The sequence below is a fragment of the Symmachiella macrocystis genome (genome assembly GCF_007860075.1).
GTDB lineage: Bacteria > Planctomycetota > Planctomycetia > Planctomycetales > Planctomycetaceae > Symmachiella > Symmachiella macrocystis.
This window is the reverse complement of the sequence record NZ_SJPP01000004.1, coordinates 18,745-41,619: the sequence shown is the minus strand read 5'-3', so window position 1 is coordinate 41,619 and position 22,875 is coordinate 18,745. Positions and strand designations below refer to the sequence as shown.

At 52.1% G+C, this 22,875-nt stretch carries 20 protein-coding genes; 15 read left to right on the top strand and 5 right to left on the bottom strand.

Features of this window, described 5'->3' with window-relative positions; translation table 11 throughout:
- Positions 1–169: 169 nt before the first annotated feature.
- Positions 170–784, bottom strand: coding sequence for an RNA polymerase sigma factor (locus tag CA54_RS27610; RefSeq protein WP_197532904.1), 615 nt, complete (start codon positions 782–784; stop codon positions 170–172).
- A gap of 593 nt (positions 785–1,377) precedes the next feature.
- Between CA54_RS27610 and glgX the strand changes: the two genes are divergently transcribed.
- Entirely contained in the window at positions 1,378–3,426 is a 2,049-nt protein-coding gene (gene glgX, locus CA54_RS27605) for a glycogen debranching protein GlgX (protein ID WP_146374253.1), read from the top strand.
- A 56-nt stretch (positions 3,427–3,482) separates the two neighbouring features.
- Here glgX and CA54_RS30040 read toward each other — a convergent pair whose 3' ends face one another.
- Entirely contained in the window at positions 3,483–3,617 is a 135-nt protein-coding gene (locus tag CA54_RS30040; protein ID WP_261343771.1) for a hypothetical protein, read from the bottom strand.
- A gap of 250 nt (positions 3,618–3,867) precedes the next feature.
- Between CA54_RS30040 and CA54_RS27600 the strand changes: the two genes are divergently transcribed.
- A complete protein-coding gene (locus CA54_RS27600) occupies positions 3,868–4,920 on the top strand; it encodes a class I fructose-bisphosphate aldolase (protein ID WP_146374252.1) in 1,053 nt (350 codons plus the stop codon).
- 175 nt (positions 4,921–5,095) lie between these two features.
- Entirely contained in the window at positions 5,096–5,539 is a 444-nt protein-coding gene (locus CA54_RS27595) for a hypothetical protein (RefSeq protein ID WP_146374251.1), read from the top strand.
- A 213-nt stretch (positions 5,540–5,752) separates the two neighbouring features.
- Here CA54_RS27595 and CA54_RS27590 read toward each other — a convergent pair whose 3' ends face one another.
- Positions 5,753–6,436 carry a lysophospholipid acyltransferase family protein gene (locus tag CA54_RS27590; RefSeq protein ID WP_146374250.1) on the bottom strand — a complete coding sequence of 228 codons (684 nt, stop codon included), beginning with the start codon at positions 6,434–6,436 and terminating at the stop codon, positions 5,753–5,755.
- Between the two features lie 100 nt (positions 6,437–6,536).
- Here CA54_RS27590 and CA54_RS27585 point away from each other — a divergent pair, with 100 nt between their 5' ends.
- The 3 genes from CA54_RS27585 (at position 6,537) to CA54_RS27570 (ending at position 9,412) form a co-directional block, all read left to right on the top strand.
- A complete protein-coding gene (locus tag CA54_RS27585) occupies positions 6,537–6,935 on the top strand; it encodes a DUF4419 domain-containing protein (protein WP_146374249.1) in 399 nt (132 codons plus the stop codon).
- Between the two features lie 504 nt (positions 6,936–7,439).
- Positions 7,440–8,048, top strand: coding sequence for a hypothetical protein (locus tag CA54_RS27575; RefSeq protein WP_146374248.1), 609 nt, complete (start codon positions 7,440–7,442; stop codon positions 8,046–8,048).
- Positions 8,049–8,809: 761 nt separating this feature from the next.
- Positions 8,810–9,412 carry a sigma-70 family RNA polymerase sigma factor gene (locus tag CA54_RS27570; protein ID WP_146374247.1) on the top strand — a complete coding sequence of 201 codons (603 nt, stop codon included), beginning with the start codon at positions 8,810–8,812 and terminating at the stop codon, positions 9,410–9,412.
- Between the two features lie 89 nt (positions 9,413–9,501).
- Here the strand turns inward: CA54_RS27570 and CA54_RS29640 are convergent, their stop codons facing one another.
- Complete coding sequence (locus CA54_RS29640) at positions 9,502–9,801, bottom strand: hypothetical protein (RefSeq protein WP_197532903.1); 300 nt, start codon at positions 9,799–9,801, stop codon at positions 9,502–9,504.
- Here CA54_RS29640 and CA54_RS27565 point away from each other — a divergent pair.
- The 9 genes from CA54_RS27565 to CA54_RS27525 all read left to right on the top strand — a co-directional run bounded on the left by CA54_RS27565 (position 9,694) and on the right by CA54_RS27525 (position 19,899).
- Positions 9,694–11,664 carry a serine/threonine protein kinase gene (locus CA54_RS27565; protein ID WP_261343782.1) on the top strand — a complete coding sequence of 657 codons (1,971 nt, stop codon included), beginning with the start codon at positions 9,694–9,696 and terminating at the stop codon, positions 11,662–11,664. The two genes, CA54_RS29640 and CA54_RS27565, sit on opposite strands and share 108 nt — an antisense overlap.
- 184 nt (positions 11,665–11,848) lie before the next feature.
- The gene (locus tag CA54_RS27560) at positions 11,849–13,357 is read left to right on the top strand and encodes a flavin monoamine oxidase family protein (protein WP_146374245.1); all 1,509 of its coding nucleotides are present in this window, start codon (positions 11,849–11,851) and stop codon (positions 13,355–13,357) included.
- A 73-nt stretch (positions 13,358–13,430) separates the two neighbouring features.
- A complete protein-coding gene (locus CA54_RS27555) occupies positions 13,431–15,329 on the top strand; it encodes a thiamine pyrophosphate-binding protein (RefSeq protein ID WP_146374244.1) in 1,899 nt (632 codons plus the stop codon).
- A 65-nt stretch (positions 15,330–15,394) separates the two neighbouring features.
- On the top strand, positions 15,395–16,246 hold the full coding sequence (locus CA54_RS27550) for a hypothetical protein (RefSeq protein ID WP_197532901.1): 852 nt from the start codon (positions 15,395–15,397) through the stop codon (positions 16,244–16,246).
- Between the two features lie 44 nt (positions 16,247–16,290).
- Positions 16,291–17,187: a TIGR04222 domain-containing membrane protein gene (locus CA54_RS27545; protein WP_197532900.1), complete on the top strand. Its 897-nt coding sequence runs from the start codon at positions 16,291–16,293 to the stop codon at positions 17,185–17,187.
- Between the two features lie 19 nt (positions 17,188–17,206).
- Positions 17,207–18,046: a DUF692 domain-containing protein gene (locus CA54_RS27540; RefSeq protein WP_146374241.1), complete on the top strand. Its 840-nt coding sequence runs from the start codon at positions 17,207–17,209 to the stop codon at positions 18,044–18,046.
- The gene (locus CA54_RS27535; RefSeq protein ID WP_146374240.1) at positions 18,037–18,669 is read left to right on the top strand and encodes a hypothetical protein; all 633 of its coding nucleotides are present in this window, start codon (positions 18,037–18,039) and stop codon (positions 18,667–18,669) included. Before CA54_RS27540 ends, CA54_RS27535 begins: the two co-directional genes overlap by 10 nt.
- Positions 18,670–18,776: 107 nt before the next feature.
- On the top strand, positions 18,777–19,514 hold the full coding sequence (locus CA54_RS29635; protein WP_197532899.1) for a DUF5684 domain-containing protein: 738 nt from the start codon (positions 18,777–18,779) through the stop codon (positions 19,512–19,514).
- 193 nt (positions 19,515–19,707) lie between these two features.
- Positions 19,708–19,899, top strand: a complete 192-nt coding sequence (locus CA54_RS27525; RefSeq protein ID WP_146374239.1) for a hypothetical protein — start codon at positions 19,708–19,710, stop codon at positions 19,897–19,899.
- Positions 19,900–19,999: 100 nt separating this feature from the next.
- On the opposite strand, the gene CA54_RS27520 is transcribed toward CA54_RS27525, so the two are convergent.
- Positions 20,000–22,045, bottom strand: coding sequence for an FAD-dependent oxidoreductase (locus CA54_RS27520; RefSeq protein WP_197532898.1), 2,046 nt, complete (start codon positions 22,043–22,045; stop codon positions 20,000–20,002).
- Between the last annotated feature and the right edge of the window lie 830 nt (positions 22,046–22,875).

Below are 22,875 nucleotides of genomic sequence, written 5' to 3'. Positions count from 1 at the left end.
TTATGGCATATAGCCTCTGGGTGAGTGGAAATAATTCCCCACCTGGTAAAACGCTCAAGCGCGTCGCGCTGACCAAGACGAGCCTCGACTTGCAGAGGTCGCCGGCCATAACATTTTATCTGGAGATCACTTGTGCCCACATTGCAGCATCTCTCCCGCGGTCGAGTCTTCAACTCGGCAAGTCGGACACTAGACTGCGAAGTCGATTGCGAACACGGCCGTTGGCAAGTCGTACTGCATTGCTCGTCATATTTAGTTCGGTGGCTGCCTCCACCGGTGAGAAATCACGAAACGTCACCAAGACAAACGCCCTCCAGGTCCGCTCGGAAATTGTTTCGCGAATCGAGTCCAGCGCTGCCATGACCTCGCTCGACGAGCCAGTCAGCGAATTCGATCCCGTCTCATTCGAAATCGGCTCCGCTGGGATATTCAGTTGCTGTGCAATGTTTGCACTACCACCCGGTGCATTGGGCTGGTGTTGGCAGCGACGAAAGTGGTCACGAATCTTGTTTTCGGTGATGCGCCGCAACCAAGCTCGAAAGCTGCCGCGGCTGGCACCACGACGAAAACGCCCCAGCGCACCGGTAACGGACAACAAGACCTCTTGAACGACGTCGTCAATCGCTTCGTCCCGCAATCCCCGGCGTCGACACCAGCAGCGAATCAACGGACCGTACAACTGCGTGAGCCGCTGCCATGCATCTTCATCATTCGCTCGTGCCTTGTTGAGCAGGCTGCTACGCGTGGATTCGTCACGGTGTCGTCCGAGCTGGCGGTGATTCATTAGGCATCCCATGGATCTTCGAATACGGATCTTGGAATTCATCCTCGTTAAGCCCATTGTCTCGTCTACAAACTGACTGTACCCAATCACCAAATGAAAAATCAATCACTTTTTGCCCCAATGACCTAGGGTTTCAAATTGACTAGGTGTCGATTCAGTCGTGAAATCGAGATCAGATTGCTTGCTGACCGGCATGCTTTGATTCGCGAATTAGCAATCGAGCGCGTATTTTACGTGGCGATCCTTTGATCTCAGAATCCATTTGCGGCATTCTGCTGACATTAAAACTGAACCCGCAGATCAAACTGCTCACCACCGGGTTAGAATTTACGCAGCCCTGTGTCTCACAAGAGCACATCATGCTCCATGCGTTCAAAGCAGCATGGCAGTTTTCAGTCTGGGAACATTCTGTCTCTTGCGACATCGTAAGTATTCTGGGCAGAAACTCTCGCTTGTCTAATGCACATCTTCGCCTGATAGCTGTTACAATTCCAACTCCAAAACAAGAATTTGCCGGCTGTTAATACTGACTGGTTGGAACAAGACGAAATGAAAACGGAATAACAAAAATTAAGTCAAACCGGAGCAGCAGCGTGAATACCATTGGACCGGGCCAGTCCTCACCCTTGGGGGCTACAGTTTTGGATGGCGGCGTCAATTTCAGCTTATTTTCGCGCACGGCAAATTGTGTGGAATTGCTGTTGTTTGACCGCGAAGACGATAGCAAGCCTTCCCGCGTGGTCGTCCTGGAGCCTGTCAGGAACCGCACGTATTATTATTGGCACACGTTTGTTTCGGATGTTCGGCCAGGTCAGATCTATGGCTATCGCGTTCAAGGCCCAACAGATCCCGCTCGTGGATTACGTTTCGACTCGGCAAAAGTTTTGCTGGACCCTTACGGTCGTGGCGTTGTGACCCCGCAGGATTACACACGCGTTGCCGCGTCAACCGCAGGCGATAATTGCGCGACCGCAATGAAAAGCGTGGTGGTGGATTCCGCGGAGTACGACTGGGAAGGGGATGTGCCGCTACACCGTCCCTCGGCCCGTACCGTCATCTATGAAACGCACATTCGTGGCTTCACGCGTAACTGCAATTCTGGCGTTACGGCCCAGACCCGTGGCACTTACGCTGGGTTGGTCGAAAAAATCCCATACCTTAAAGACCTGGGGATTACGGCGGTTGAACTGCTCCCGATTCAAGCATTCGATACGCAAGCGTGCCCTGCAGGTCTTGTTAATTACTGGGGCTATCAGCCAGTTTCGTATTTTTCTCCGCACCCAGCGTACAGCTCCCGTCGAGATCCGCTTGGCCCAGTAACCGAGTTCCGTGACATGGTCAAGGCACTTCATCGAGCGGGAATCGAGGTGATCCTGGATGTGGTTTTTAATCATACCGCAGAAGGAGACCACGACGGGCCAACACTCTGCTACCGTGGAATTGATAACCCGACTTACTACATCCTGGAAAACGGCGGATCGCGTTATGCGGACTATTCTGGCTGTGGGAATACACTCAATGCCAATCACCCGGTGGTCCGGCGAATGATCCTCGACAGCTTGCTTTATTGGGTGACCGAAATGCATGTCGATGGATTCCGGTTTGATCTCGCGTCAATTCTCTCACGTGACTCATCGGGTCGTGTATTGCCCAACCCACCAGTGCTTTGGGATATCGAATCGGCCCCTGCATTAGCCGGCACCAAAATAATTGCTGAAGCGTGGGACGCTGCTGGTCTTTACCAGGTCGGTCGATTCATCGGTGATGCTTGGAAAGAGTGGAATGGGCGATTCCGAGATGACACACGCGATTTCTTCCGAGGCAAACCTGGCATGTCCAGCCGTATGGCTGATCGGATGCTTGGCAGTCATGAGATCTATGGCCATAAGGGACGAGAGGCTGAACAAAGTATCAACTTTATCACCTGTCACGACGGTTTCACGCTCAATGACTTGGTTTCGTACGACCAGAAACATAATGAGGCAAACGGCGAACAAAATCGTGATGGAGCCGATAACAATAAGAGTTGGAACTGTGGCGTCGAAGGTCCGACAAATGACACAACCATCGAAACGTTGAGAAACAGGCAGATTAAGAATTTTTTGACCATCACCATGCTTTCACTGGGGGTCCCGATGATCGTCATGGGAGACGAAGTCCGCCGGACTCAAGTCGGGAACAACAACGCCTACTGCCACGACAATGCGACTACCTGGTTTGACTGGTCACTGGTAGACAAGCATGCGGACGTGCATCGATTCGTCAAGCTACTCTTGGCACGAAGGTTGTTACGGGGTGTCAATCATGAGGAACAGCGAGTGAGCCTGACTGACATGATCGGCCAGGCTAGTAATTCTTGGCACGGAGTGAAACTGAATCAACCAGACTGGAGCGAGAATTCGCATAGCATTGCCCTAACGGCCGAACATCGAAACTCGTCCTATCACCTGATCTTCAACAGCTACTGGGAACCGTTGGAATTCGAATTGCCCGCGGCGTCAAATGGCATGCCGTGGCAACGGTGGATTGACACATCGCGATCTTCGCCCGAGGACATCAGTGAATGGCCGGATCTACCGCCAGTATCCGGAAATACTTATCGAGTCGAGCCTCGTTCAGTTGTCGTACTTTCCGCTCATTGAGGGGTGCCTATGCATTGTAGGGCCCCCCCTCTGAAGAGGGCCGCGTAGACACGCATTCAGTACACAGCCATCCACCGCTGGAGAGCCACCCAATCGTTCTCAATGACATCGTCCGTCACAAACAATTCTACGTCCTGAATCAATGCCAAGAAAGTACCGCGCACCGATATAACTGTCTGTGATTGCAACATCAGCGTTCTCCATGAGCGCTTCATCTAAAAAGCTACCGAATTGCAATAAGATTTTCCGCAGGCTACTATCAAATTTGTCGTCAGTTCCACCTAACTTTGATCGTCGAACTCGCCTTTGGAGTTTGGCTTCCATTGGACATTGTTTTTAGACCGCGCGGGCTTTTATCAATCAAACGACTTCGCACGTTTTTGCGATCCGAGCGATCATCCCAGAATCATAAACAAGATTTTCAATCGAACGGACCTATCCATGAAACTCCAGGTAAACGATCTACTCGGTGCTGACGGCGATGCATTGCTCAATTATGAATGCACGGGCATCACGAAGGAATCCTTGCACCTGCCATCGCCCGATTTTGTCGATCGCGTCTTCATGCAGAGCGACCGTAATCCTCGTGTATTGGTGAATTTGCAGCGGCTCTTCGGCCACGGAAGATTGCAAAACACTGGGTATGTTTCCATCTTGCCGGTCGATCAAGGCATCGAGCATTCCGCTGGCGCTTCATTCGCTCCGAATCCCGCCTATTTTGATCCCGAAAATATCGTCAAGCTGGCTATCGCCGGTGGCTGTAATGCCGTCGCATCAACGTTCGGCGTACTCGGCGTGGTTGCCCGCAGTTACGCTCACAAAATCCCGTTCATTGTGAAGATTAATCACAACGAATTGCTCACTTACCCAAATACTTTCGATCAAATTATGTTTGGACGCGTGCAGCAGGCATATGATATGGGCGCCGCCGCTGTTGGAGCTACGATCTACTTCGGTTCTGTCGAATCGTCGCGGCAGATCGTCGAAGTGGCTGAAGCATTCCAAAAGGCGCACGAACTCGGTCTGGCAACCATCCTCTGGTGCTACCTCCGTAACAGCGCGTTCAAAGCGGATAAAGATTATCACGTCGCGGCTGACCTGACCGGGCAAGCAAACCATCTGGGTGTCACGCTACAGGCTGACATTATCAAACAAAAGCTACCCGAGAACAACGGCGGCTATACGGCCTTGAAATGTGGTAAAACATCTCCATTGGTTTACGAGAACTTAACCAGTGATCATCCGATTGATTTATGCCGGTATCAGGTGGCCAACTGTTACATGGGGCGTAGCGGGTTGATCAATTCTGGCGGGGCCTCAGCCGGTGCCGGTGATTTGGCCCAAGCTGTGCGTACGGCTGTGATCAACAAGCGTGCGGGCGGCATGGGACTGATCAGCGGGCGCAAAGCGTTTCAACGGCCCATGTCCGAAGGCGTCGAGTTGTTAAACGCGATTCAAGATGTTTATCTGGACCCGCAGATCACAATTGCGTGAAGCGGACAAGCTCATCGCTACCGGAGCTTGGCGAGGCGCACGTGCCGGATGAAAAATTAAAGGGACTCTACAGGATTTTCCGATAAGGAAGATAAGTCGGATTGTACGGTCTCATAGCGGGTATCTGGTTCAACCGAAAATTGGTGCGATGTCTGCGGCCCTTCGAACATTTTTTATGATTGTTGGCACAAGCGGCGCTGTGCTCGCCGGCTTGTTTTGGCCCCCGCAGTACATTCGTGCGGAACAGAAAGTCTCGCTGATTCCCGACCGCGCTGGTCTCTCCACTACGGAATTGATGTGTCAGAAGTTAAACGGCTCCAATCAGGCACTGAAGGGCCTGGTGAGCGCTGACTTCGAATTGTTGTTGCATGGCGCGCGAGATCTCCACGATGTCTCCGAACAACCCGGCTGGGGAGTGGCGGAGGCAGATCCTGCCTATCGGCACTTTCACGTAGAGTTTCGACGTCTGTCTTTAAAGCTGGTTCGCATGTCAGAGTCCAAAAACCTAGAAGGTGCAGCATACACCTTTCAAAATATGACGGGAACCTGCATTGCCTGCCATCAGCATGTACGCGACGTTGTCAAATTAGGCGATGCCGGTGAATCAACAGACGAGTGAGGCCTGGGTCCTGCTTGAACCCTCCAGCGTCAGTTGCAGTAAACCTTTGATACCGCTGGCAACTGCGTTCAGACTTTGAGCCGATCCTCTGTCGAGTCTCAACGAACCTTGTCAATCGCTTTGAAATCAGCCAAGGTTTATTTCGCGATATAGGTCCTGCATGCGTATCGACAGATTGCTATCAGTCTGCCGGTTGTGAAAGCCACTAGCAACTCAGAGTTCACGAACTTTTCTTTCTGCACGTTCGTCGAGTTCTTCCAACACATCATGCAGCCGTTTGGTCCAGCTGGGTAATTTGTCTTGGGAAAGATTCGCAGGAATATTGATCGGATCGCCGATGACCAGTGACACCCGTGTGAATGCGACGGGAATTTCGAGTTGGTCCCATCGGTGCGAGAGAACGATATTCCGTCGAGTGGCAACTGAGACAGGAACAATCAAATGACCAAGTTCAGATGCGAGCTGAATGGCACCCTGCTTCACGGCATGGTAAGGACCATGCGGTCCGTCAACAGCCATGCTGGCTTGATCAGCATGGGCGAATGCTTTTCCCATCAAGTTCAACGAATGATCTCTGCCATGGTCGGGAATCTGGACGCTTAGATATCCAAATCTGTCACACATGTCTGCAATGATGTCACCAGGCGGAGAGGCCGCTGTAGCAACGCAAACAGGCCGACCTTGCAGTAACGGAAAGAGTGTAACGAACTTGCGATGCCAGAACGTCATGATGTGTGGACGCTTGTTTTCTAGCAACTCATCCAGGAGGTGCAGTCCTTCGTGATGCTCGCTCCAGGTAGCAGTGAGAATACGTAAGGCCCGCACCCCGACCCAACCCCAAGTTCTTGCGTGATAAGATCGGCGCTGTGATGGACTGGCCTTTGTCGGATCGCGCATGTTCAACTGCCTCCAGGAGTTGTAAAAGACGTGGTTGCTTTGACTCCCTTTACATTGATAGCTGATTTGACTTATTTCTGCACGAATTCATCACTTTCTGATGCACACCGCCGATCGCGACGAAAAGCCATCCTATCTGATTCGCGACCGCGACACAAAGTTCACGGCACAGTTCGACGAAGTGTTCAAATACAAACGGGAATTAATGAGCGGTGGCGACCTCATTACCGGATGGATCACCGACTTCTTTCCGTATCTTGAGGATCGGGAAGGCAGGAACTGCCGCAATTGGTCGTTTGAGCAGGATCGCGAAATTCAAACCAGCGATCTCCCCGGTAGTCTTTCGAAAATGCCATTCGTTTGGCATTTTCGTGGTAAACCATTGTCAATGGAGTTTATCGCTGGGTTCACCGCATTCACTCAAGACGAAGAAGATTTCTCCGTCCGACCGAAAATCGGATGGGCTATTCGAGAGGTAAATGAAGAGTCATCGTCTTGATCGGAGCCGTTATCGGTGCTCAGCTCGATACCCTTCTTCGGGGCGGAGAAGCATGAGGCAATTTCCTTTCGTCGAGTATTACCTCCAGTGCAGCTGTTGTCATTCTCGAATCACGCTACGAATCTGAATCCGGTGGTGCATCGCCATCCCGCCAATAGCCGTCTGGGAAATCGGGTGAGACGTGGTTGGAATTTCGGGAGAACTCCAGAATGCCCCACTGGGCAATTCTCATGTGTTCCCAAAGCCGCCATTGCGTGGATTCTGTCGAGGAAGTCTCGATTATGGTGCCTCTCAATCCAATCGACGTCAAATCCTTGGCCCTCCGTAGAAGCGTTGCGCCTAGGGTGTTTTCGAGTCATCGCCTTCATTTTGTCGGCAACGAGGGAGCTACGTTGATGGCAAAGCCTACTCCGAATATGCCAGCTCTGAGACCATCGGAGGCGCAAAAGATTCGGGATACGTCTATAATCGAACCTGTTGATTCCACCGTCTACGAGGCCAGTGATGAACATGTTGCACTTGGTATGGATGACACTGCCCCCCGGCGATGCACCTGGGCGTGGCGATCGTATCCGTCAAATACTGCACAAGTTCGGCGTCGAGGCACAGACGGCGGTAGCCCTTGTCAATGACGGCGCTGACGGCGTGTCGCCGTCCGATACGCGCGCCACCCTCGCCGACGCGGTTAGTTCGCTTGACAAGGCGGACGGCGGTGAGGACATCGGTTGGCGAGCGCAAGCAGGAGAAGCGAGCTTGGTTGTCGGACCTTTCACTGTCGGGCAACGGCGGGGGGTAGTGTTACGGTTCCAGCAAAGTGATTTTGCGGAGCTTGACAGTGCTGTTCGCGGAGGTCGGTTGCTCGACCTGATTGCAGCGGTCCAGGATAAGTGCGACGCACGGGAGGTGATTTGGGCTCGCGATATGAGCATTGGATATCTCATCGGAATGCTTGAGGCCGACTGTAACGAGATTTCTCCTGGTGACCTCGATCATGTCGCGGCAGTCGCCGAGGTCGGTGAAACTCTGACGGATTTCATGGAGATTGTTGGCTCCCCCATATTGGCGGGCGGCTTATCATTCATGGCACGTGGATGGGCACAGCCCAATGGCTGATGGGTAAGGCAAAGTTGCCTCTACAGTTCTCGCAAGCACGACCCACGATCAGGTCGTCCCGGGTGTCATCCAGCCCAGGACTCTCGCAGGTCCGAAAGCGACGCGTAGCGGACGAGATTCTCGATTTGTATCGACCGGCAGAGTTTTTCACGTTCTACGCGCCCCCTCGCCGTTCAAAACCTTCTTCGAACTAATGTCTCTTTGTGCAAAGAGATATTTGACGGGTGACGCGACCTAAAGCTTGGAATGAGCGCACGTTATGGAGAGAGCGGGGCAGGCAACGCAAAACGTCTTCGCGCGACAAATATCGACTGTCTCTCGCGCGATTTCTAGTTAACAGAAATCTCTCTTTGAGTTAACCGGAGGGGAGTGCCAAAACTTTTCACGATTGGTTAACAGAAAACGTGACAAATTGACGTTGTCGGCGGTTAGCACCGCGCGAGTTTCGGCGCGCATTCGTTGCGATTACTATTCCTGCGGGGTACAAAAACAATGGTATCTCTCGCTTCGACAAGACGTTATCGAAACCACAGACAGGCAAAACCTCCCAATTTGCAAGCACCTTTGTCGCTTGCTACCAAAATCTCCGCCAAGAGTTCCGCCAGGCAATTTTCACACGAACCTCGTTCCGTCGTTCATTTTTTGGGGACAAGGCGGGTAGGCTCAGCCGCGACTATTTATCTAATCGTCGGGAAAATTAACCGATTAAGCGCCGGGGTGAGCCCTCTTTCTTGCCTATATCTATATCCTAAGATTCCAAAATGACCGATCCACCATGCAGTTTTCGTGAATTCATTGAACTTGTGTTGGCTGGTGACCCATCTGCCACCGAGCAGCTCTTTAAAAAATACCGTCACTTGGTTCGAATCCTAGCTGTAGGGATGTTGCAAAAAAAGGTACTGGTCCGGGTCGATGAATCCGACATCGCACAAGAAACGATGCAAAAAGCAGTCGCAGACCTGAATCAATTCCAAGGGCAAACCGAGGCGCAGTTCGTCGACTGGCTGAAGACCATTCTGAGCCGGACGGCTCAAAACTGTGTTCGTTTCCAGAAGGCACAAAAGAGGGACGTGGACCGCACGATCAACGAGTCGTACAGCAGTGCAATCGTTTTCGCCGAAACGTGCCGTGCAGCATCTTCCAACTGTCCGCAGAATCGTGCATCCCAAAATGAATTGATCCTCCGCTTGTCTTGGGCAATAGAAGAATTGAGCAAAAACGAGCGACGAGCTGTGGAATTGCAGCACTTTCAGATGATGAAGATAGATGACATAGCAATCGAAATGGATAAGTCACCCGTTGCCGTGGCTGGGCTTCTGTATCGCGGAATCAAGAAACTAAAAAAGCTAATGGTAAACGAATAGTCGGATGCCGTTTTGCAAGGCAGTAAGACATGACTGACGACCCTAATGAGCAAACGTTAGATTCTGTTAGCGGACCCAACGCCGAGGCTTTATTGGCCTATCTGCGTTACAAGGAAAGCACCGGCAATGCGAACGTGGACGATTTCCTCCAAGAATCGCCCGCGTGTGCGGCGTATGCGGAGGTGCTTCGGAGCCATGCCGAAGCTGCTAATCAAATCGGATTGAATGGAGAGCCCTCCTCGAATAGAGCGGAGGATCCCTCCGGGAACAGTGCAAACGACATCAACGATCAAACGGTTGATTTTCCCGCGAATGCTAATGTCGAATCGTATCACGACGTTCCCGATGACATAGCTTTCGAAACGGTCGTCCGGGAGATTGCGTTTCATGCAAAGGGTGGGCTCGGTGTGATTTGCTCCGGGGAAGACTCGATTCTCAATCGCAGAGTCGCCATCAAATTTATTCGCCCCGACCGAGCGACGGAGACAGCAAGTGACACGTTCGCGCTAGAAGCAGAAATCACGGGGCGCCTCGATCACCCCGGCGTCACACCGGTCCATGGAATTGGAGAAACACAGGAGGGGCAGCGGTTTTACGTGATGCGGTTTCTGCCAGGCGAATCGCTTCGCGACCAACTTAGTAAGTATCATAAACATGTAGAGCAAGACGAAAGTGAACGTGCGGTCGATTTTCGGAACATGCTGGCCTGCTATGTTTCGGTATGCAAGACGATTGCCTACGCCCACTCGTGTGGAATTCTGCACCGTGACATCAAACCACACAATATCATGCTGGGAAGTTACGGTGAGACGATAGTCGTGGATTGGGGACTGTCCATACCGATAGAGCCGTCGCGCGATCTTCGAGCCGAAGGGGACGGGACAATCCTTCCGGAAAACGGAGGGAGTTCTGAGGGACACCCCGTCATTAATGGTACACTAGCCTACATGGCGCCGGAACAGGCAGCGGGCGAACAGCAACTTACACCAGCGGCAGATATTTACGCCTTGGGGGCCACCCTTTACCAACTTCTTTGTGGACAGGCGCCTTTGAAAGGTGAAACATTCGCGAGCGCAATACAAAAAATAATTCGGGGAGACTACCCAAGTCCTCGTGAAGTGCGGCACGACGTGAGCCCGGAACTGGAAGCCATCTGCTTGAGAGCTATGGAGTTGAAGCCGCAAGACCGCTACACAACAGCCCTTGAGTTGGCTGAAGATGTCGAGCGTTTTCTTGCCGACGAACCGGTTTCAGTCCACCCCGACAATGCCTCCCAACGAATCGCCCGCTGGTCGCGTCATCACCCAGTTGCTGTTCTAACGGGTGGTGTTAGTACGATCTTGATCCTGCTGAGCGTCACCGCAGGATTGATTGTCTCCTCAATATTTTATTCGAGGGCCGTCGAACTCAACAAGAGCTTGTTGCTCCATCTGGCCAATACTGCCGCGCTTCGCTGGTCGTCTGACTTAAGGGGGCGCTGGGGTAAGTTGGAGCATTGGGCGGACGATGGGGAACTACATCAGGCACTGCGCAGAGTCAACGAGATGAATGATCTGCAAATTGCAGAGGCTGACGAGGTTCAAGACTGGCTAACGAAACGAGCTGTTCAAGGTATCGGTGATTTAAAAGTCACAAGTTGGTATGTCAATGACAGCCAGGGCCGGATCGTTGCGCTATACGATCCCAATCTACCAGGCAAATCTGAATTTCATGGTGTTCGGTTCGACTACCGAACATATTTTCACGGGGGAAAGAATGACTTACCCAAGAAAGAGCCAGCAGAAGTCGCCTATCCGATGCTCGAAAGGCCAAAGCTTTCAGCCGTTTACAGAAGTGTGGGAGAGAAACTTGCCTATCGCGTCGCGCTCTCTGTTCCTATTGGTCCGGTCGAGGATCGTCTCGGTGTCTTGACTATGACGATCGACCTCGGTTTCTTGGAAGACGCTGATCTCATCGACATGCGGGAGAATACGTTTGGCGGGAAGGAGTCACTCAGAGGGATTTACCTGAAGTATAATGTGAATGACAACCCTCAATCTTTAAAACGAGTCTCCACCGAGTTGCTGGAAAAGATCGATGCCCAAGACTTTACGAACAGCGATCATTTCAACGCTATTCTTGTGGCCGACTACTCCGGACCAGTGGACCCACCCGGCATTTCTTCGCGTCAAGCAGCCATTGCTCCGGTCGTAGTCAATGGAGTGTGGACTGGATTGGTAGTGGTCGTTGAGGAAGGGGACGTCATCGACTAAGTCGCCAAGCCTTGGGGCGTGCTTCTAAAAGCCTGAAGGCTAATTTCGCCGCTTCTCAGAACTATGGTCGAGAAAGTTATTTTGGTTTTTTCCTGATTTATTGCGCCTGATAGTTTGCCCATTCGTGCCTAGATAACAGGTGGGATGTGTGGCTCTCTAAAACGCAATCACTTGGGGGAATCCGATGAAGCGACGTAACTTCCTTAAAACAGTTGCCGCAGGTACCGTTTCCACTGCTGTGCTCTGGGAGAAGCTTGCCGAAGCTGCCATCGAAAAAGGAGAACTGCTGGACGTTATCGATGATGGGTTGCCAAAGGCCAAGAAACCCACGTCTGTGGTCGTAGTTGGCGCCGGCATGGCGGGGCTCGTGGCCGCCTACGAATTAAAAAAGGCGGGGCACCAAGTCACAATCCTTGAGGCAAATCGCCGTGTAGGAGGCAGGGTGTGGACTCTCCGCGAGCCATTCACCCATGGCTTGTACGCCGAGGGTGGGGCAATGAGAATCCCTGATGCACATCGTTTGACATTGCGATATATCAAACAATTTAGTCTTGAAACGCAGCCATTCATTATGGCCCGCGACAACCAATTCTTGCATCTCAATCGTCAACGAAGGACATGGAGCCAGTTTCATCGTGATCCTACCGCAGCAGGGTTGAATCTGAAGGACTCCGAACGTGGCAAGACACCTCGTGATCTTTGGAATGAGACGATCGAACCACTCCGTAAGCAATTTGAAGCTGGTGGCTGGCAGGTCATCTTGCAGGAATGGGGGAACTTCACAACACGTCAGTTTCTTGAGAAACAAGGTTGGTCACAGGATGCGATTACCATATTCGGCATCGTGGAGAATCAACGGGCCAGGCTGAACAATTCAGTGACTGCGCTCCTGTGGGAAGTTCTCTCTGGTTCATTCCAGAACTTGTATGAAATCAAAGGGGGCAGCGATCGGCTTCCGAGGTCTTTCTACCCGGATCTTGCCGACGACATTGTCTTTGATGCGAAAATGACTGAGATCCATCAAGAACAAGATGCCGTTACTGTGAAGTACAAGACGTCTCTCGATAAAACCGAGACGCTAAAGGCCAACCATGCGATCCTCGCGATTCCTTTCCCGATGTTGCGACACGTCGAGGGGCTTCGAGAACTCAGTCCACACAAGTGGGACGCCATCACGGGGCTTAACTACGATCAGTCCGGCAAGATCCTGTTGCAATGCCGAAAACGGTTCTGGGAAGAAGAGAAGATTTTTGGCGGGGGGAGCCAGTCGGACCTAGGCATCCGCTCTACCTGGTATCCCCAGCATGCGAATGGATTTCGAGGTGCCGGAGAGAGAGGCGTATTGTTAGCAAGCTACACCTGGGCCCGGGACACGCGACGCTGGTCTCACTTAAGCGTGGAAGACCAGGTTCAGCAAGCGACCGAAGACCTGGAGCGGCTTCACCCCAACATCAAGAACAAGAATCTGATCGAGGGGGGCACGTCCGTGATGTGGCATGAGATGGAGCACTTCGGCGGGGGATTTGCGCTGTTCAATCCCGGGCAGGAACAGCGTTATTACCAAGAGATAAGACGCCCCGAAGGCTGCATTCATTTCGCGGGAGAACATACCTCTCTCGATCATCGTTGGATTGAAGGCGCGGTGGAGTCGGGGATTCGCACCGCGAAGGAGATCTCAGAAGCCTCAACTTAGCCCTGGAGCCAGACTCACGAACGAATATTGAAGTTCCTTACACGATCGATTCTTCAAGCCACCGGGTGCAAAGATGAAAGAACAGCTTCAGCAGTATCTCCGGGGCGAATTGTCGCGCCGTGGTTTCGTCCAGTCGCTGCTTGTCGCAGGCTTCACAGCGGTTGCAGCGGATCAAGTCGCGGCTTCAGCGGCAGCCGTCGCCGAAGGCAAAACGGGGGCTGGTCGAACGGTATCAGGTTCCGGCGGCAAACTGATGGTCGAGCAAATGAGAGATGCCGGGGTTCGTTATCTCTTCACGAATCCCGGTTCTTTCGAGGTTGGCCTGTTTGATGCCTGCCTCGGTCGAGAGGGCCTACAACTCATTGTCGGACTACACGAAGGACTCGTGATTGCGATGGCCGATGGCTACCACAAGGCCAGCGGCAAGCCCGGCTTCGTCAACGTTCACACCGTAGCTGGCACAGCGCAGGCCGCAGGCCAGATGTATAATGCGAGCCGCGATCGTTCTGTCCTCATTGTCACCGCGGGGATGATCGATAACGAAACGTTCAGCGACAATTTGCTGCTGGGGGCTCGCCCAGGATTCGGTCAGAAAGAAATAAACCGCCAGTTCACTAAGCTTTCCTGGGATTCGCACGATGCGGCCGGTCTTCCCGTGATGCTTCGGCGCGCTTTTAAGGTTGCCACGACAGCTCCCCAAGGACCCGTTTATTTGGCCGTGCCTAATACGGTATTGGAAAAGCCCAACGTCACGGCCCGCGTCTATCCCTGGGAACAGTTCATCCTTCCTGATGAGATCCCACCAAACGACAAACTGGTTAAACATGTGGCAGAAAAGCTGCTGAATGCCCGCTCTCCTCTGTTGGTGGTCGGTGACGAAATTGCCAAAATGGACGCACATCGCGAGGCATTGGAGTTCGCAGAATTGCTCGATATTCCTGTCGCTCACCCCCGCCGATGCGTTTATCACAATTTTCCTCGACGCCATCGACTCTATGCTGGCGAGTATTGGGTCGAACGTGAGAAAGACTCTGCGAGGTCGATGTTCGCGGGACACGACCTGGTGATCAACTGTGGTGCCTTGGACGTAGGAGGGCGAAGCATTCCAGAAAAGTCGATATATGACCGCGATGCCACGGTTGTTTGCATTGGCCTCGATACCTCTGAGATAGGACGCACACAGCGGTTTGATGTCGCAATGATTGCTAACCCGAAGTTAGCACTACGGGGATTGATCGACGAGTTGCTCAGCAGCACAACCCAACAGCGTCGTGCCAAGACTGTTGCCAAACGTCGGCCAATCAAACCGTGGTCCACCAAACTTCAGCACGCTCCCTTCAACATGTCGCCAATGCATCCCGATCAACTCGGTTGGACCCTCGAAGAGATGCTAGACAAAAATGCGATCATCGTGAGTGAGAACATTACCGGATCAAATCAATTTTTCTCCACGGGCTGTGGGGAGGATGACAAGCTTTGGATTGGTAACACTTCATCCGGATTGGGCTGGGGGTTGGGAGCGGCAACGGGTGCGAAACTGGGGCAACCCGATCGGCAAGTGGTGTGCAATATTGGGGACGGGTCGCTTATGTACAGCGCGGCAGGGTTCTGGACTCAGGCACGATATGGCATCCCAGTGTTAACGGTCGTCTGCAACAATCGAAACTACCAGACGGTACGCAATGCTTATGTCGAATACGGCGGCCAGATGGTGAAGAAGAATCAATTCACGGGCACCTATTTGGGCGACCCTGAAATTGATTTTGTTAAGCTTGCCCAGAGCCAGGGAGTTGAAGGGACGGCCGTTGAGCATCCTAGCGAATTAAAAGATGCCATCCAAAGAGGAATCGACGCGACACGCGAAGGGGCGCCGTATATTCTTGACGTCAATGTTCGCTGCATTGGGGTTGGAGCGGACTCGAAGTGGCATCAGAGATACAGCCTCGCGGATGAACGCAAGCAACAGTCCTAGATTGTCACCCCTCCTCCCCGTGCTAGATCGTTGAGATTGCCATTCCGGTGGGGGAGAAAATAAATGTGATCGCTCACTTCGTCAATACATTATCGAAATCACAGGCCAGCATCATTAAAAGCGTAAAAACGGGACGTTGTATTCTCAAGTCCATCCTACGAAAGGTCGACTCAATGGCCTCAAATGAATCTTTGGACGGTCAGTTGCCGGCGGCAGTTCAATCCGGTTTGGACCAGTTCTGTGAGAAGATGCAGAGCACGCTCGGTGATCAGATCATCTCGATCGTGCTTTACGGCGGATTTGTTGGTGAGGATTTCACACCAGAGAATACTTCCGTCAATGTCATGGTCGTACTCAAAGCTGTCTCGGTCGAACTGCTCGATCAGGCTGCTATACCTGTTCAGGTGGGATGCCGGGAATTTGGCCTGGCGGTACTTTTGCTCAGCGAAGACGAATTGCGCCGGTCAACCGACGTCTTTCCGATAAAGTTTCTCGGTATGCAGCGTCGCCACCGTCTATTGCAGGGCCGGGACGTGCTTGCCAATTTGCAGATTTCGCACGATCATCTGCGATTGCGTTGCGAGCAGGAAATCAAGAACCTCATGCTTCGCCTGCATCACTTTTACTTGCAACAAGCACCCTATTTTGAGCGAGTTGAAAAAACCTTGATCCAAGGGGTCGCATCATTCGTTATTAGCCTCAGAGTGCTCGTCGAGTTGAAAACGGGAACGACACCTGCGAACAACGAAGAAGTCTTTGAACGAGCCGAAATACTCGGACTCGATGTCGGGCCGGTGCTTAAGTGCCTGTCGCTACGGCGTGGCGATTTAGAATTGACCACGGATGAGTTGAAACAACTTTACGATTCCTTCATGCGGACCGTTCATCGGGCGGCCGAACTCATCGATACGATCTAGATGTTGGGGTAACCATCATGCATTTGCCATTTGCAATCGTGAACATGCCCGGTCCGCAATTTCTCGTGATCTATGGAGTTGTTGTTACGAGTACGCTTGTGGGTTGTTGGTGGAGGGTTCATAACCGGGATTCAACAAGAGACTTGCCTCTCCCCAAGATTCCCGAAAATCCGGGTCCCTATAAAGCTGCGTTTTTACGGGGAGGTGAAAATGAAGTCACGCGATTATTGATTTTCGACCTGATCCAACGAGGCTACTTGGTTCTGAACGAAGCAAAGAAAATTCTGGTTTTCGAGACCCAACCTTCGCAGATCAAGCGCGCCGCCGACCATCCCTCTCCTCGTCACCTTTCGGCAATGCGGCGAGAAGTATTCGACTACTTCTCCTCTCCACTCGCTGCGGGCGAGATATTCAAATCGTTGCCTAACGAACTGAATTCCTATTTTGAAGACTGGCAGGACGAGCTCGAACAATCCCAACTCCTGACCTCGTCATCACAAGTGAAATTCGATGTCCCCACCTTTCTCGTGGGCGGTCTGATCATTGTGGGGCTAGGCGGATTCAAGCTCGCGGTAGCATTGTCAGCTGGACGAACGAATGTGGGGTTTTTGATTGCAATTGGTGCGATCTCGCTCCTTGTACTTGCCGCAATCTGCCAGCTTCCGCGGCTCTCGCAACGTGGGAAACGGTATCTTGAGGAATTGCAACTTGCTTTTGGTAAGCTGCAGGATCGTGTGAAGGCATCCGAAGGGATCAATGCAACCAGTGAGCCCGATCCCGCGCTTCTGCTGACGATGGGTATCTTTGGCGTCACGATTCTAGAGGGGACAGCATACTCATCCTTTCACGATATGTTCAAACAAGCTGCCGCCGGTGGCAGTGGTGGCTGCGGCGGCGGGTGTGGAGGGGGCGGAGGCGGCTGCGGTGGGTGTGGTGATTAATAACACAGGAGTTATGGCAATGTCGCGTTTCGCTGAATTTCCAAACTTAGGCGTCGGGATCGGGTTTCGCGAGCCTTTCCTCAGCGAATTGTTTCTGCATCGCGAGGATGTCGATTTCGTCGAAATCGTCGCAGATCATTATCTCGACGCCTCCCGTGAAAAACGACGTGAACTCGATCTATTGGCCAACCATTTTCCGATCATTCCCCATACACTCGATCTTTCTCTCGGAAGTGCCGAAGGTATTGATGAGGACTATCTCAACAAATTGGCGGAGTTAATCAATCATCTCCAGCCCCCGTGGTGGAGTGAACACATCGCATTCACACGTGCCGGCGGCGTGCCGATTGGGCATCTCTCACCACTCCCAACCACTCATGAATCGATAGAGACACTCTGCCGCAACATCGATCACGTGCGCAGCCGGATCGACACGCCGTTGATCTTGGAAAACATTACTTACATCGTCCAGTTTCCGTACTCCGAAATGGATGAAGCAGCCTTTCTCACTGAAGTCTTAGAGAGGACCGACTGCGGATTGCTACTCGATGTCACAAATCTATTTACCAATTCAACCAATCACTGCTTCGACGCGCTTGCATTTTTAGATCGCCTACCTATGGAGCGGATCGTGCAATTGCACTTCGCGGGAGGGCACTGGCACGACGGTACGTTGATCGACAGCCATTCACAACCGGCGCCTGCGGAAGTCTGGTCACTGATGGAACAGGTGCTGGAACGGTTCACGGTCCAGGGTGTTATTCTTGAGCGAGATAAGAATCTGCCCCCTTTTGAGAATCTGATAGACGAATTGAAAAGGGTGCGGCATATTGGCAAGGCACAACGTCAATGGGTTTAGAGCAATTGCAACAAGCTTTGGCGAAGTTATACACCGATGCGACGTTGCGCGCGGAGTTTCTAGCTGATCCCGACGACACGTCCGTAACTTTGGGATTATCGACGGTGGAGGCGGTTCAGCTTACCGCGGTGTCAGTTCAACAAATCGAATGTTTTGCTCAATCGTTGCGCAGAAAACGGGCCGATGAGGTGCGCAGCCTGCTGCCTTATACCTGTCGCGCACTCGGCAAATCGTTCGGACAAATATTTTCAACGTACTCCGAAACGTTTTGCCCGCAAGGATGCCACAAACATCGAGACGACGCTTTGCAATTTGTCGTTTATCTTACCCGCAACGCTCGTTGTCAGAATGTCGCGGCAAATGTGATCGACATTGCCCGTTTCGAGGCGGCCGCATTAAGAATGAGCCAATACTCGGACCGGGTTCTCATCCGGCTGTTTCGTCACGACGTGAGGCAGTCAATTTTCAGGGTCAAGGAAGGACGGCAGATTGCACAGGAGGTGTTCCGTCCGAGTGCCGGCATTTGGTTTCGCATCGGCTCGATAACACGATTTCGCATTGTTGTGTTTCCCTCGTTTGCCAGTTTGTCGGACAGCGTGTCGGAACTCAATCATCTCACATGAGATCACGCCAACTTATGGCTCAGACCCTGAGCACTCGGCAGCTGACTGCCTACGTATCAGCGGGCGACGAAGAGACACTTCTCAACACACATAAGTAAGGCTATGCCATGAACCAATCCCATGAATCGCTCGTGCTTGCACAGAGCACTAGCGGAACCGGCAGCAAAAGCGTCGAAATCATTTTCATCGCACTTTGTATCTTCGAACTCATTGGCCTGGCGTTGACATTTTCCAAGGCTGGCAAGCCCTGGTGGGGAGCCTTCATTCCGATCTACAACATTGTTCTTCTGCTTCGGGTCGCCCAAAGGCCCCTGTGGTGGATCATATTGTTAATGATCCCGTTGGTGAATGTTGTGGTCTTTTTTGTCGTTTCGGTCGACATTGCTAGAGCCTTTGGCAAAGGGTCAGGATTTGGATGGGGGCTTGCCTGTCTTGGTTTTATCTTCTACCCGATCCTTGGATTCGGCCAATCACCATTCATTGCGACGGCGGATGGTGATACTGCAGGCGGTCCCAACCGTACAGCACTGTTTCAGAGGATGGACCCTATCACCAAAAAACACTTTGATCAGCTAGGCGTTTCTATTGTCGAAAACTACCAACATCGCGCCATCAATGTGGGGTTCGCGCGCGGGAGCGGGATTTCAAATGATGATCTCCCCGCATTGATCCCACTAGGTCTATCCGAACTCTACCTCAGTCGCACAAAAATCAGTGATGAATCGATTGCCCATTTTCAAAAAATGCCTCAGCTCCGAGTTTTGGATGTTTCGCATACAAATCTCAGTCGACAGGGAATCAACCAGCTCAATCATTCGCTACCGAATACAAATATTATTGGATAATCGAATCGCCATCGAACGCTAATTGTCGCCTGTTTCGTTGCTAAGCGGATTGAGAATTCGTGCATTCAATTCAAATGGTTTCTGTCAAACGATTGGCCCAACAACATTGTTGTGTCGGTCCCTTTTACTTTTCATTCGACCTTGGTTGTTGCCCCAGTGTATACGTCAATTGTTCGCAATCGGAGAACTGCCCGTGTCGTCACCGAAAAATCAAACTAAAGGAGGCTTGATCGAGCGGATGGCGGCCATGGAAAATTGGACCAGCCCCGGCGATAAGACGTCGCCTGAGACGCTTTATGCTGCTATACTCCGCGACATCCAACGCGAGGGCGAAGACTCGCGGTTTGTGAAGGCTGATTGCGGGTTGTTTGCGATCAAGAAATAGGCCTCGAACAAAGCCCCACGTTCCGCCACGTTGGGGGGTTTTCTCGTTTTAACGCCAGTGGAAACTCAGTGAGGATGTTTTTCGAATCGTCGTCTTCGACCTAAATCGCCTCCACGGCGAATATCAAACGACATGCATCGCCGCGATTGATCGATTTGTCCGGAGAGATTTCTAAATCTGACAACCGTTTCAGCACCCAATTCGGGCCCAACTTTGTGTCGGCAACGACTTTCGCCAACCGTTCGACAAAATCACGTGCGGTGATCGGCAGCCCGGGCATTTGTTTGTCTGCTAAAACCTTCTGAGCAGCAATCGTCGGATTCTCTTTGTGCCCTTGAACTTGGTGTCGAAGCCGCTCGATCCATGCGTCGGCCAGAGTGGTTGTCAACAATTCAGCAGGCCGGGCGTCATACGTCGCAAAATAGCCCTTTGCGCCGAGATATTGCACCGCGGGATACCAGTTCGCGTTCGCATGCCCTTCGACATCATTGAAAAACGAAATCATCACATGTTGTTCTGCCAAATGGCGGACCAAGGCGTTATCGTCAACCTGTGCGGGATGCACACCTTGCCGCTTTGCCAGCACCACCGCATGACCAGCGGATTCTCCAATGCTCATCCAGGTCGGTTCAAGCCGGATCGTCCCCCAACCGACATGGGAGGATGAAAGGCAGACCGGGACAAGCAGGTTGTCGATTCCCTCCGGCAGGATAGTGCGATACGAAACTTGGCCAGGGAACGTTTGATTTTTCAGCATGACCATTCCCTCAAGTTCGCTGCCGTCGACTTGCCGCGGGGTACACGCGTGTGAATCCAGGAACCATTCGGTAATGCTAATACTGTCCGCATGTACGGGAGTTCGACGTAGCTTGGGCGCGAGTTGAGCATCGTTTTCTGTGAAAACGGCGCGTCCCTGAATTCGCCGTGTCTCGCGCGCGTAGATCTCGTAGGGCATATGTCCGTTGTCTGCAAATTCATCGCGCGGCAATCCGTACTCTTGCCATTGTTTGCGAATCGATGCTGGGACGGCTGGATCATGCTGACGAAAATACAACAGCCCGAGTGTCGCCTGTTTGTGTTCCTGGATCACTGCGAGTCGGGTCGCCCAGTCGCCTTCGACATACGGATCTTGTTCACCGACGAGTTTCGGTTCATTCAGGCCGAATTTCTGATTCGGCATACTCAGTCCGGGCCGTTGTGGTTTCCCGTAGCCGAACTTGCGATACGATTCAGGATCGTAGTTTTGCGGCTTTTTGATTTCGACACGGTTGGCAGGGTTATTGGTAATGACAGTGCGCATGTTATACCCTTGCACTGCCGGATGTGAGGCCCCTGTACTCGCGCCTTCGATCATCTCGTATCCCTCGTTGTAGCGGTACAAGTTAAGCCGACGACTCAAAACAAAGTCTTCATCGTCAGCATTCAACGGTGGCCAAGTCGCGCGACGCATGTAAATCACGCCGGCATGCCTCTCGTTAAATTCATCCCCAGACTCGCGACCTACTCGATAGGGCACTTTTGCTACGGCTGCCAAGTCAGCTTCGTACGAGCAATCGGCGAATACATTGGCAGAAACCGTCCACTCTTGGTTTCCATCGAGTTGTTGAAACGTGACGGACCGTAGTAGCGATGCCTCACGCTTTGCAGCCACCGGATAATATCCCGTGACCAGTGAAATTCGCGGCTCCGCCGCAAGAAGTTCACTGATCAATCGCTCTACGACATGCGCCTCATAACGTGTTTTAGGGTGGCCGGGCTGTGTTGCTTGGTATGCCAATGATTCCGGCCCGTATTTCTCGCGGTAGAACGCGTAAATCCGCCCCCGGAGTTCGTCATAGATCGGTGCGCGTTCGCCGTTGTACAGCGTGTCCATCGTGCTCAACCCATTGGTTAACATTCCGCCGACGTGTTTCGTATGACTGACCAATTGGACATTGAGACCTTCGCGGGCAGCCCTGACCGCGCACGCCACACCGCCTGGTGTGGCTCCGTAGATAACAAGATCGTACTTTATTGGATCATATTTCTTCGCAGCGTTTGTCTCTGGTGATTTCGCCTCCGGTGCCCCGATGGTTTTTTGATGTACTGCGCAGGCGACGAGCGTTGCCAGTAAACCAATCCAGAGATTGCCTCGCGAAATACGCATTGAGTTCATTACCCCAAATTTGTTCGATCGGCTAGCGTTGTTAACCGCATGCCTTGGCTGGATTCCATTTGACGTTTCGATAGGAACGCAACTGAAAAGAATAATTGCGGACCGACATCGATTCTAAATGGTTAACTTCAAGTCAACAACTCAATTCGCCTTGGGGCGAATCCGTTAACCCGAAACCGGAATCGGGTAGAGACACCAGTGACATGTCGTTTTGCTAATCCGTCGTCGCCACAAACTCGTCGGTGGAATTCACGCGTTTCCAATTCGTCATCTTTCATGCTACGAACGGGCAGTATGGGATAATTATTGAGCGTCTGGGATTTGTAAAAATGTCCGATGTTCCTGATCACAAGCGAAGTTGTCAGATTTGATACAATCTGTACGAGCGACCCAACCGACACTTTCGGCACTTTAGTTTTTAGCCGGTCATGAATGTCGCATTTCAGAAACATGCTCGCGGCACGTTGACATTTTCCAACATATTCTTTTACGGAAGATCTATAAGCTCACAATTGTTGATTTCACTTGGAGTGAACGGTCAAGATGCGTCAAGTCGGTGACAATCAGACCCGTGATAAATTGCCTGCAAGTCGTGCATATTCTGCGTCGAACAAATTGTTGCGCAGATTATGGGCGGTGATGCGTGCACGGTGGACCGACGGCGCGCGTGATGCCTTTTGCCGCTACCGGGGACTTTTCCTGAAGCAATCATGTCATGAATCGCCTTTGGAAAAACGCCAAGATGTAAATCGCAGGCTCTTAGACGAACTCTTATCACAAAACGATTTTGATAAATCTATTCGGCAATTTCTGCGTTGGCT

Excerpts from the sequence above, each read along its gene's own strand:
- CA54_RS27520 (WP_197532898.1), bottom strand. The coding sequence starts at position 22,045 with ATGCGTATTTCGCGAGGCAATCTCTGGATTGGTTTACTGGCAACGCTC.
- CA54_RS29640 (WP_197532903.1), bottom strand. The coding sequence starts at position 9,801 with ATGAAACGCAATCTCCCGGACGACCGTTTCGAAAGCTATGTCATCGGG.
- CA54_RS29635 (WP_197532899.1), top strand. The coding sequence starts at position 18,777 with ATGAACCAATCCCATGAATCGCTCGTGCTTGCACAGAGCACTAGCGGA.
- CA54_RS27600 (WP_146374252.1), top strand. The coding sequence starts at position 3,868 with ATGAAACTCCAGGTAAACGATCTACTCGGTGCTGACGGCGATGCATTG.
- CA54_RS27590 (WP_146374250.1), bottom strand. The coding sequence starts at position 6,436 with ATGCGCGATCCGACAAAGGCCAGTCCATCACAGCGCCGATCTTATCAC.
- CA54_RS27610 (WP_197532904.1), bottom strand. The coding sequence starts at position 784 with ATGAATCACCGCCAGCTCGGACGACACCGTGACGAATCCACGCGTAGC.
- CA54_RS27535 (WP_146374240.1), top strand. The coding sequence starts at position 18,037 with ATGGGTTTAGAGCAATTGCAACAAGCTTTGGCGAAGTTATACACCGAT.
- CA54_RS27540 (WP_146374241.1), top strand. The coding sequence starts at position 17,207 with ATGTCGCGTTTCGCTGAATTTCCAAACTTAGGCGTCGGGATCGGGTTT.
- CA54_RS27545 (WP_197532900.1), top strand. The coding sequence starts at position 16,291 with ATGCCCGGTCCGCAATTTCTCGTGATCTATGGAGTTGTTGTTACGAGT.
- CA54_RS30040 (WP_261343771.1), bottom strand. The coding sequence starts at position 3,617 with ATGTTGCAATCACAGACAGTTATATCGGTGCGCGGTACTTTCTTGGCA.
- CA54_RS27595 (WP_146374251.1), top strand. The coding sequence starts at position 5,096 with ATGATTGTTGGCACAAGCGGCGCTGTGCTCGCCGGCTTGTTTTGGCCC.
- CA54_RS27585 (WP_146374249.1), top strand. The coding sequence starts at position 6,537 with ATGCACACCGCCGATCGCGACGAAAAGCCATCCTATCTGATTCGCGAC.
- CA54_RS27555 (WP_146374244.1), top strand. The coding sequence starts at position 13,431 with ATGAAAGAACAGCTTCAGCAGTATCTCCGGGGCGAATTGTCGCGCCGT.
- CA54_RS27560 (WP_146374245.1), top strand. The coding sequence starts at position 11,849 with ATGAAGCGACGTAACTTCCTTAAAACAGTTGCCGCAGGTACCGTTTCC.
- CA54_RS27570 (WP_146374247.1), top strand. The coding sequence starts at position 8,810 with ATGACCGATCCACCATGCAGTTTTCGTGAATTCATTGAACTTGTGTTG.
- CA54_RS27575 (WP_146374248.1), top strand. The coding sequence starts at position 7,440 with ATGAACATGTTGCACTTGGTATGGATGACACTGCCCCCCGGCGATGCA.